The organism is Bradyrhizobium sp. 197, from assembly GCF_023073375.1.
Taxonomy (GTDB): domain Bacteria; phylum Pseudomonadota; class Alphaproteobacteria; order Rhizobiales; family Xanthobacteraceae; genus Bradyrhizobium.
Genome location: NZ_JADPJJ010000102.1, coordinates 88,451 through 98,909 on the forward strand (window position 1 = coordinate 88,451; position 10,459 = coordinate 98,909).

8 protein-coding genes and 1 pseudogene are annotated in these 10,459 nt (G+C 59.0%); 4 read left to right on the forward strand and 5 right to left on the reverse strand.

Annotated elements, in window-relative coordinates:
• Positions 1-67 precede the first annotated feature (67 nt).
• From IVB27_RS24885 to IVB27_RS24905, 5 genes and pseudogenes are all read right to left on the reverse strand, one after another.
• The gene (locus IVB27_RS24885; RefSeq protein ID WP_256468466.1) at positions 68-316 is read right to left on the reverse strand and encodes a TatD family hydrolase; all 249 of its coding nucleotides are present in this window, start codon (positions 314-316) and stop codon (positions 68-70) included.
• 64 nt (positions 317-380) lie between these two features.
• Positions 381-1,109: a hypothetical protein gene (locus IVB27_RS24890; RefSeq protein ID WP_247445798.1), complete on the reverse strand. Its 729-nt coding sequence runs from the start codon at positions 1,107-1,109 to the stop codon at positions 381-383.
• Positions 1,106-4,183 carry an N-6 DNA methylase gene (locus IVB27_RS24895; RefSeq protein WP_247445799.1) on the reverse strand — a complete coding sequence of 1,026 codons (3,078 nt, stop codon included), beginning with the start codon at positions 4,181-4,183 and terminating at the stop codon, positions 1,106-1,108. The genes IVB27_RS24890 and IVB27_RS24895 overlap by 4 nt, the downstream gene beginning before the upstream one ends.
• A 50-nt stretch (positions 4,184-4,233) precedes the next feature.
• Positions 4,234-4,860 (reverse strand): transcriptional repressor LexA, encoded by a 627-nt coding sequence (gene lexA, locus IVB27_RS24900; protein WP_247445800.1) that lies wholly within the window; start codon positions 4,858-4,860, stop codon positions 4,234-4,236.
• Between the two features lie 561 nt (positions 4,861-5,421).
• Positions 5,422-5,792 (reverse strand): annotated as a pseudogene (locus tag IVB27_RS24905) (ATP-dependent DNA ligase); the annotation flags it as partial.
• 112 nt (positions 5,793-5,904) lie between these two features.
• On the opposite strand from IVB27_RS24905, the gene IVB27_RS24910 reads away from it, so the two are divergent.
• From IVB27_RS24910 to IVB27_RS24925, 4 genes are all read left to right on the forward strand, one after another.
• Positions 5,905-6,426, forward strand: a complete 522-nt coding sequence (locus tag IVB27_RS24910) for a thermonuclease family protein (RefSeq protein WP_247445802.1) — start codon at positions 5,905-5,907, stop codon at positions 6,424-6,426.
• Between the two features lie 133 nt (positions 6,427-6,559).
• The gene (locus tag IVB27_RS24915) at positions 6,560-6,742 is read left to right on the forward strand and encodes a hypothetical protein (RefSeq protein ID WP_247445803.1); all 183 of its coding nucleotides are present in this window, start codon (positions 6,560-6,562) and stop codon (positions 6,740-6,742) included.
• A 500-nt stretch (positions 6,743-7,242) separates the two neighbouring features.
• Positions 7,243-8,199, forward strand: coding sequence for an ArdC family protein (locus IVB27_RS24920; RefSeq protein WP_247445804.1), 957 nt, complete (start codon positions 7,243-7,245; stop codon positions 8,197-8,199).
• A 108-nt stretch (positions 8,200-8,307) separates the two neighbouring features.
• Positions 8,308-10,428 carry a ParB/RepB/Spo0J family partition protein gene (locus IVB27_RS24925; RefSeq protein ID WP_247445805.1) on the forward strand — a complete coding sequence of 707 codons (2,121 nt, stop codon included), beginning with the start codon at positions 8,308-8,310 and terminating at the stop codon, positions 10,426-10,428.
• Positions 10,429-10,459: the final 31 nt, after the last annotated feature.

The following is a 10,459-nucleotide window of genomic DNA, read 5'->3' on the forward strand; positions in this document are numbered from 1 at the left end:
ATCCTCGATTGTCGATTACAATAATTGCGCTTTGTGGCAACCCATACTTTAGGGTGCCGAATAGCTATTAGTTACGCGTTTGATCCAGGACAGTCTTGAGGTTGGCGCGGATCGTCTTCGAGATCGCGCTTACCGGTTTATCGAGAATCTTGGCAATCGCGTTGATAGCAACCTCTACGTCCCTCGGCTCGGCGGGTCGGCCATCCACATTCGTGAACGGGCCATCGGTTTCGGTCAGCAGACGATGCATCGGCAAGCTTGCGATAAAGGCCCGTCCACGAGCTGACGCGTCATCTCGGCGTTTCGCACAAATCATCTTAGGTTGGTGGGAATCACGCACCCAACCTCAAATCGGAAAAACCAAGGCATTGCCGCTTGCATTACGAGCATTTGTGCCACGAGTGGAAGATGCGGATCGCATTTGCGCTTCCCCGATCTTGCGGCCACTCGAAATTTCGCTCGTGGGTCGTGAAATGCAACGGCTCGGCCACAGAGGTACCCGCACAATTCGCCACTCGCATCATCGCGGTCGGCTTTCCGAGCAGCGAATGGAGCGGTTCTTTGGCAAAAGACCGAGCAAGACTTGCTGAAAGCACGTTCCCGTCACGGACATAGGCGACCATCATGGCTTCTTGCATCGCCCAGCTGTAGTCTCCGTTGATGAACCGAAACGCACCCTTGGTCCCGTAATGCGTTTCGAACGAATGATCCTTGTCGACTGGTTTGCATTCTACAAACAATGCATCCAAGCTCGACAGCGCGAGCGGCGCATCTCGTACGAGATCAAAGACGAGATCCGGCTTCTTGCTCGGATGCTTGCCATCATAATTCGTAACTTCCGCACCACGCCGTACCTTCTGAAAGATGCGCTCGTCGAAGCCAGCCACCTTGCCGCTCCTTCGAAGACGGTTCTCGAGTATCCACTCTAATTGTTGGGTTATGGCATTCTCTTGGGCTGACGAAAGCTCAAAACCCGCCGGAGGCGCTCCCCGCAACAACGAGAACGCATGACAGATCGCGTTATGGGCAATCAGCAGAACAGAGTCGTCTAACGCCGGATGCGGTAGACGATAGTCGATACCTTCGGCGAAGAATCCCGCAATGCTCATCTGTGCCGAAATGCCCTTAGATGCTGCCGAACAATGTGCAGTCCGCAAAGTCGGGCTCGGCTTTTGCTCCAGAAACGGCGCTGATTGAGCAGGCCAATCAGGAGGCCCTGCTGCGGCAAGACCATGATTACGCGACTGGCGGCCGTACGATTGGCTTCCCGCATCACCTTGGAAACCAGAGTTGATGAGACATCAGAAGCCGCGTGCGCCGGCGCAAGAGTAATAAACCGCCACGAAGGCATCCATGTATCCGTGAGTTCGTTCAGGGGCTCGATGCGCAGCTCTCCAATGGTTGGCTGTACAAACGGCTGCAACATGCCGTGAAGATACCGACAAAACCGATCGCAATCGTTCTTGTCAGGCGGAAGAGCGGCGGGGTCGCGGGCAGACTTGTATGGTAAGCCGAATTGTACGGTGTCGCGGACGACATCGATGTCATGCGCGCTGAGTCCGTAGAGACTGAATATAAGCTGATCGATCTTTTCCCAGGGTTTCACCTGGTTTGCCATAAGTTGCGACGAGAGCGTACGAATTTGCTGCCTTTCCGAGGTCCCGAGCGCGGAAGGCTCGAGGAAAGGAAATCGATCCAGCTCCTCCTTCAGAATCGTGCGATAGCTCGCGCCGAGGCGCGAACTATGCGTCAGATAGAAGTGTTGCCAAAGCTCACTATGAACGACGAGATAAAGCAGGCGAGCCAACAAATCAGCATCGCGATAGCCGTTCGTTGAATATCCATAATAGCTTTTTGAGAACGCAATGGGCCGGCTTGCCGACAGGTATGCCTTCGGTCGATCTCTGGTTTCACCTGGAGCTTGCGGGATGACGACCAGGGGAGCCTTATACAGCTCGGGCTCACGCGGCCGATTCGCAGTCGTTCGCCTGTGCTTATTCCGCCAGAGATCAAGTTCACCAAAATTGATGTCAAACCCATTCGTTGGAGGCTCAAAGTCGGGCAGGGCTAGAATGTGCTTTGCCGCGACCTGCGGAAGACTTTTTACGTTGTAGCCTTCGTTCGAGAACAGGCCCAACCGTTTCCACAGCTCTCCGAGATTGGGAAGTTTTCGCTCGGCAATCTTATCCCATACTTCAACGTCCAAGACCGTGCCAACCCCTAGAGTCTTCAACATCCAAGGTCTCTTTACGACGGCATCAAGCGACACCGGCTGAGCAGACTGGTAGTCAATGCGAAATTCTGCCCGTTTAGTAAGAGCATTCTCGCGCAGCGGCGTAACAAATTGAAACTGATGTCCAAGCGGCGCTGGCGCGTTCCGAGCAAACAGAAGCATGAACGGCAACTTCATATGCCGCCAAACCGCCGTTTCCTCCAAATCTGACGCGTTCAAGATACCTGTCACCGTCAGGCCACGAAATAGTGCCTCTCTTGCTAGCCGACCCGTACCGCTTTGCTTGAGGATAATCCGAGCCGGGAGTGCAAAGGCGATGACGCCGCCGTGCTTGGCCCATTCCGTTGCGCGCCAAACAAAGGGAAGGTCCGGATTGTTATCAGGATTTTCGTAAACTTCCGGCGAGAGGCCCTCGATATTCCTCGCTGTGAGCGCGCGCCGACTAATTGCGGTGAATTCTCGGTTGATCTTACTATGGCGCTTGCGATCGGCAGTCTTTTCGGCAGCGGTCGTTGCTTTCGACCGCAGCCGCGTCCAAGGCGGATTTCCAAGGACAACATCGAAAAATGCATCGAATTCCTTCGGTACATGTGACGACAGACTTCCGAGGCCAAATCCGCGCGTAGCTTCATTGCTCGCAGGGGAATCAAAGTTGAACAGAACCTCACCCTGCAACGCTCGCGGAAACTTGAGTATCTTCGGAGGTCGGGTTGTGCCGTTCACCTCGATGGCCGTGACGTACAGCGCAAGCGCGGCCAGCCGTAACGCCGATTCACTGACGTCAAATCCGCGTATCTGCCGATAGAGAATCCGGTGAATAGTGTTCTTGTCGGGCCTTCGTCCTTCCTTCTGCCAGTGAAGTCGGATCAATTGCCTGAACGCTAGCACCAAGAATACGCCGGCCCCGCATGACGGATCCAGAATGACGGCATCACAGGCGTCCTTCGCGCCGGCGAGTGCCTCCTCGACGAGAAGTTGGGCAACATTCTTGGGCGTATAATGGACGCTCGTTTCTTCGGCGTGGGCTTCATCCCAGCGATGGCTGAATGTTTCGTAGACCTGGCTCAGTACTCCGATTGGAATATGCGCAAAATCGAAGTCGTCCCAGTCGATCCTCGTCTGGAATGTTGAATCACCCAGGTGCTTCCAGCCACGCATGATGGCCTGCAGATGAAGAAAAATCTTACCGTCGGTTTTTTTGTCGGCTTCGCGGAAGAACTTCCTGTACGCGGCAAGCCGTTTTGCTGGATCGGCATGTGCTACTTCGTCCACAAGCGGCAACAGATCGCCATTGAAAGTTTCGTCCAGCCAGCACGACGTGGCTGCCGCGCGCTCGGTGTCGGAAAAGACGTCTTTCAAATCCTTGGCTTTTGGCGAGATCTCGTGGAGCTCAGCCGGCAGAACGATCCTGCGATCATGGAGAAACCGAAAGAACAGGGCTCGCCCTGCAACGGACAGCACCTCAAGCGGTGACATGCGCCCGGCGAGAGCCGCGTCTGCCTCCGTCAGCAGCTCGTGAATCTCATCGAACACATAGTCCGGGGCGGTCGGCTGTCCCTCGATGCTGACCAGGCCTGTTGCCAAACCTTGGAAGAGCAGGGGATCCGGGTTGGTCAGCGAGACCAGCTTCGGCGTTGCGCCATCTAGTTCCGCGCGACTGAGGTTGATCGGATAAAGCGTCAGCTCGCCGGGCCGCACAACGCCCAACACCGCATGCTCACTTCGGTTTGCGAGCAACTGGCCGAGCTGACGCACTTGATTGTCGCTCGGTTGAACGCGATCCGTCAGGCCATCGACCAGATAAAGGATCGGACGCCCCTGAAACTCGGCGACCGCGCTCGGCCGTAAATCGTTGGCCCGCCGGCCCGACATCAAATCCAGATAGTTGAGATGGGCGGCGTCTGGCGTCCCGTCGAGCGCGATCAGCTCCGGACAGCCGATCTTGCTCATCTCACGTTCGAGCATGCTGAGGAAGGGTGAGGGTGATACTTCAGCCACGTTCACACCAGCCGAAGAATACCGACCAAGACACCCGCGACGCGGAGCGCGCCGGCGTTGAACTGGTCGAAAACGAGATCTGGAAACTCCGGATTCTCAGCGCGAAGTCGAATACCGGCACTGCTCTGGAAAACACGCTTGAGGGTCGTCTCTTCGCCGATCAGAACGGCAGCAATTGCGCCGTTCGCAACCTCCGCCTGGGTGTTCAGAATCGCAATGTCGCCGTCGAAGATACCCGCACCCTCCATGCTACTTCCCCCAACGCGCAACGCAAAAAGACGGGCGCCCCGTAAGAGCGCCCGCGGCAACGGAATCCTGGCTTCAACATTCTCGAGAGCGTCAGTTGGGTTGCCGGCAACGATCCTGCCCAAGAGTGGCACCCGCACGAGATCGCCTAAAGCGGAATCTTCACGATCAATGCGAATTCCGCGGGCCCGGCGCGGTGCACGCTTCAAATAGCCCTTCTGCTCAATGAGCCGCAGGTGTTCGCGCGCGGCATTCGGGCTCTTGAAGCTGAACCGGCCACAAATCTCCTCCAGAGTCGGTGGTGCGCCAACCGCGGCCATATATTCTTCAACAAAATCAAAGATTTGTCGTTGTCTCGGAGTCAATTCCGCGTCAATGCCCATCGCCGAGCATGATACTGTAAAAAAGTACAGTATTCAAGCTTCGCTTCCGATATGCCGACGCGATGCTGCTGCCCCGACAACGGTGCGCTGGTCCGAGGTTTCCGCGCGCCGCTTGATGGAAATCTCGGCCTCAGGTGGAAATAAGATATAGGTATCAATAATTAACCAATGGTGGCTTGGCGGCCGGGGCACTGAACGACGGCTTGCCCCGCGAGGCCGCATTGCACCTTCGTGCTGCGGGATTTCTGACCCTTACTTCGGGTGCTTTGTCTGAGCCGCCCTAATGACGCGCCCGGCCTGCTTGGCCTCGTCGGGAAGTTTGGGAAGCCCTCGATGGTCTCGCGATTTTCGGGGTTGTTCAGCCGACAACTGTGCTTTGCGCCGAGCTTCTCGAACTCTTCGATCGCTGCGAAATCCACAGATACTTCGAAAGCACACCAGCATCGGTCTTGGCGAGACCCCGTTTGAGTATCAACCCGATATCACGCGGGTAATCTACGGAAGCTCGCGCGTATCGACCGATCGGTCCTTCCGTCTAGCGTCCTGCAAGTTCGTGGGCTACAGGAGATCGAACGCCACCAGCACGATCTTGGTCGACTTACCCTTGAGCTCGTTCTGCACCGAGAAATCGGTGCTGCCGTCGGCAGCGGGGACGACGATAGGTCGATGACGGCCGAGCTCGCCCTGGTGCGCCAGGCGTCGTGGGCGACCTTCTTGAAGCGATGCGTCCAGTCGTGGCCTCGCCGGGTAAAGATCTTGGCCACCTCGTTGGCCAGGTGGACCTGGACGCGGTAGCCGTCAAACTTGATTTGGTGAATCCATCGCCTGCCGGACGGCACCCTCTCGATCGAGGTTGCCAAGGCCGGTTCGATGAAGCCGGGCAACGGCGCCTTGACGCCGATGGCGGCCGATTTCTTGCGCTGAAACGCCACTGAAGGACTCCACCAAACTGCCACAGTTCGAATCGTTCCGGAACCCGCGAATCCTTTGCTGGGTTGCTTCTTCATCATCCGCGAGATTTGCGGTAGCTAGAAGGTCATTGGAATGCGTCGAACCTCTGTCGCATTGATTATCGCCATTCTGTCGAGCGTAGCGTTGGCCGACAATTTTGTAGGCCAGGCCAGTGTTATCGACGGCGACACATTGGAAATACATGGAGTGCGCATCCGGCTCTGGGGCATCGATGCACCGGAGAGCAGCCAGCTGTGCCGTGGCGACGACAGCTTACAATATCGGTGTGGTGGGCAGGCCGCGAAGGACCTTGACGCCTTTATTGCCCGCCGTCCCATCAATTGTGTTCCCGTCAGCCTCGACCCGTATGGCCGCACGGTTGCTACCTGCTCGGTCGCAGGCACCGATCTCGGTGATTGGCTTGTACGCAACGGTCTTGCGCTGGATTGGCCCCAATACTCGAAGGGCAGGTATCACGAAGCTCAGCGCGAGGCTGAGCGCGCGGGCCGAGGACTCTGGAAGGGCAGCTATGTCGAGCCGTGGCTCTATCGTGCATGCATCCGCGCAAGTGGAAAGCCGTCCGCCTGTTCGGACGATGCAAATGCCAATCCTTGATGCGATCCCTGCAAGGCACCAATCCAGAACGTGCGTCAGCCAATCATGGCACTTGCGCAGGTGGCTCTGGCGCCGTTTGGGCTGCTCACGCTACCCATCATTTTCAATCACCTCACTGCACAATGGGAATGAAATGGTTGCAGCCACCGGTGAATTGCCGGCCTCTGGTTACGCGCTTGAAGTGGACGGCCGGCTCAACGCCGAATTTGCAACCAGAGACGGCGCAAGGGCGGGTGACGAAGAACTAAAGAAGCGTTTTCCCATGCTTCAGATCAGGATCGACGACGCGCAGACCAATGCGCGCGAGGAAATCTAGGTCCTCCGACTTAAGCCCTGGTGGAGTTCTTCCGCTTGTGCGCGTGCGGCTTCCGCCGCAGCGGGCTCTCGTAAACCGAGCCGCTTTGCGTCTCGGCCGTCCGGCGTCGATCCCTCGCGCAAGAGCTGCGGAGCTCCTTGCCGGGGGCACTCGTGAAAGGGGCTCGCCTTCGGCGATCGCTATCACTGCCCCGTTCCCGGGTGCCGCTGTTAACCGGTCTCGTCGCTACACTCGGACCCGCGTGCCCCTTCGGGTCGCTATGCTCACGCTCTCCGGGTGCCATTTTCTGTTGATGCGATGCGCCCCTGGCGCACGCCTGGCCAGGGCCTTCGGCCCGGGCACCTCAATGCCAAGCGCCGTGAAGATCTGCGACGGAAGGCGGACCGGGTCGCAAATGTCGCATTCTGAATAGAGGCTGAGAGTAAGAGTGTCGCGCGGTTTTGCCGTGACGGGTTACAGGCTGCGAGAGAGGCTCGCGGCGCCCGTCGCGGAGATCCGCGATGTCCAGACATCATCCTCGGGCGCGCACCCGTGAGGACCGGACGAGCCTTTATGACGACATCACAAACAAGATCATCGCCGAACTGGAGGCCGGTCGTGTGCCGTGGGTGCAGCCTTGGGGCACCGCGGCGGCGACGGCGCCTTTGGCCATGCCGAAGAGTGCTGCGACCGGCCGCCAATACAGCGGCGTCAACATACTAATTCTCTGGGGGGCTGCCACTGAACACGCATTCACAGGTCAGAGCTGGCTCACATTCCGCCAGGCGCTAACGCTCGGTGGTCACGTTCGCAAGGGCGAGCGCGGCACGACCGTCGTCTATGCCGACCGCTTTGTGCCGGTCGACGAACAGCGCCGCGCGAGCGAGAACGGTGAGGAAGCGCAGACCATTCCGTTCCTCAAGCGCTTCACACTTTTCAACATCGATCAATGCGAGGGCTTGCCTCCGGAGATCGCAACAACAGCGCCGCCTCCGCCGCCAGACCTGATCGAGCCGAAGGTCGAAAAGCTCATCAAGGCGACTGGCATCGACTTCCGCATCGGCGGCAACCGCGCCTTTTATGCGCCGACAGAAGATTATGTTCAGGTGCCGCCACCGCAAGCCTATTTCGAGCCGATCAACTGGCATCGAACGGCCTTGCATGAGCTGGCGCATGCCAGCGGCCATCCGTCACGTCTCAACCGTGACTTGTCGGGCAGCTTTGGTACCAGGAAGTATGCCTTCGAGGAGCTCATCGCCGAGATGTCGTCTGCGTTCAGTTGCGCTTCGCTCGGTATTGTGCCGACGGTCCGGCACGCCGACTATATCGGCTCCTGGCTTGAAGTGCTGCGCGAGGACAATCGTGCAATTGTGCGCGCTGCTTCGCAAGCCAGCAAGGTCGCGGATTATCTCCTTAGCTTTCTGCCGGAGTCTGTTGTCGACCTGAGGACCGAGACAGCGGAGCAGGAGGCCGCGTGAGGATCTCGCCAGTCGCTTCGGAAACGAGAGTGAGAGGGGAGATGCGGTTTTCGCGACGGGTTGGAGGCCGAGAGAGAGGCTCCCGGCCGCCCGTCGTGGAGATCAGACATGACGAAGGCTGTCCAAAAGATCACCTTGTCGCCCTCCCGTGATATTCCGTTCAACAAGCTGGTGCTGAGCCAGTCCAACGTCCGGCATGTGACGGGGGGCATTTCCATCGAGCAACTCGCCGAAAGTATCGCGCAGCGTACGCTCCTGCAAAGTCTCAACGTGCGGGCGGTCGTGGACGCTGAAGGCAACGAGACCGGCATGTTCGAGGTGCCGGCAGGTGGCCGGCGCTATCGCGCGCTGGAACTTCTCGTAAAGCAGAAGCGCATGGCGAAGACGCAGGCGGTTCCTTGTGTCGTGCGCGAGGGGGGCATCGCTGAAGACGACTCGCTCGCAGAGAATGACGAGCGGGTAGGACTTCATCCGCTCGATCAGTTCCGAGCCTTCCAGACCTTGAGTGGCGCCGGCCTGTCCGAGGAGGATATCGCGGCTCGGCACTTCGTGACGCCGGCTGTCGTGAAACAACGGCTCCGGCTGGCGTCCGTGTCGCCAAAGCTGCACGACGTCTATGCCGAAGACGGCATGACCCTCGAGCAGCTCATGGCCTTTTCGGTCACGGCGGATCACACGCGCCAGGAACAGGTCTGGGAAAATGTCAGCCGATCCGGCTATGATGAGCCCTATCAGATCCGGCGAATGCTCACGGAAAACACCGTGCGCGCGTCGGATCGTCGCGTGCAGTTCATTGGTCTGGATGCTTACGAGCAGGCTGGTGGCAGCGTTTTGCGGGATCTTTTCGAGCGCGATGATGGCGGCTGGCTCCAGGACACTGCCTTGCTCGACCGTCTCGTGACAGAAAAACTCAAAGCCGAAGCCGAGTCGATTGCAGCCGAAGGCTGGAAGTGGATTTCGCTCGCGGTCGAATTCCACTACGGCCACACGGATGGCCTGCGTGAGCTGGAGGGCAAACCTGTCGATCTCTCCCCGGAGGAGCAGGCCACCATCGACGCCCTCAACGCGGAGCAGGCCAAGCTTGAATCCGATTATCAGGATGCCGACGAGTTGCCCGATGGGGTCGATGAGCGTCTCGGCGAAATCGAGGCGGCACTGGTCGCGTTCGAAGACCGGCCAATGATTTACGATCCGGCCGAGATCGTCCGCGCTGGCGTCTTCGTCTGCATCGATTCCGAAGGCCGCCTCTCGGTGGATCGGGGTTACGTCCGGCCGGAGGACGACATGTCGGCAGACGATCCTGATATCGGGCAGGGCGCCGACACACAGTCAAACGAGGGGAAGGCGGCTGGTACTTCCGTCCAGCACACGGCCATCGCCATCGCGGGTGGCGCTCCTGAGGTGGAAGAAGACGATGAGGACGCCACGAAACGTCTGCCGGATAGGCTGATCACCGAGCTGACGGCGCATCGCACGTTGGCGTTGCGGGATGCGCTAGCACAAAATCCCGCGATCGCGTTTCAGGCGGTGCTGCACAACTTCGTGCTGACGGCCTTTTACCGCTTCGCATCGTCCGGCGGCTGCCTTGAGATCGGCCTTCGCACGCCGACCTTTCCGGCTCAAGCGCCTGGCTTGAGGGAAAGCGCGTCCGCGACGGCCGTTGAGGCGCGGCATGAGTCCTGGAAAGCACGATTGCCGAACAGCGAGAACGATCTTTGGGATGCGCTCGCAGCTCTCGATTGCGGCGCACAGGCGTCCCTGTTCGCTCACTGTGCGTCATTTGCGGTCAACGCCGTCTTTGAGCCGGCCAACCGCTACAATCAGGGCCGCGTCTCCGCCCACGGCGTCCGCACCCGGCTCGACCAGGCGGATGTGCTCGCGCGCGCCGTCCGCCTCGACATGGTCCGAGCGGGCTGGAAGCCCTCCGTCGACAACTATCTCGGCCGGGTCACCAAACCTCGCATCCTGGAGGCGGTGCGGGAAGCAAGAGGCGAATCGTCCGCGCAATTGATCGACCACCTGAAGAAGGCCGACATGGCCAAGGAGGCTGAGCGCCTTCTCGATGGTTCGGGCTGGTTGCCGGAACCGCTGCGTGTCGTCGAGTCCGGCGTATCCTCACTGGAGCAGGAGAGTGAAGCGGGCCCGCTGCCTGAATTCCTCGGAGAGGACGAGGATCGGGAGAACGCGAACGAGGATGAGGATCCGCAACAACTCGACGCCGCTGAGTGAGATCATGGAGTTGGACGGCTCTGGCCGTCCG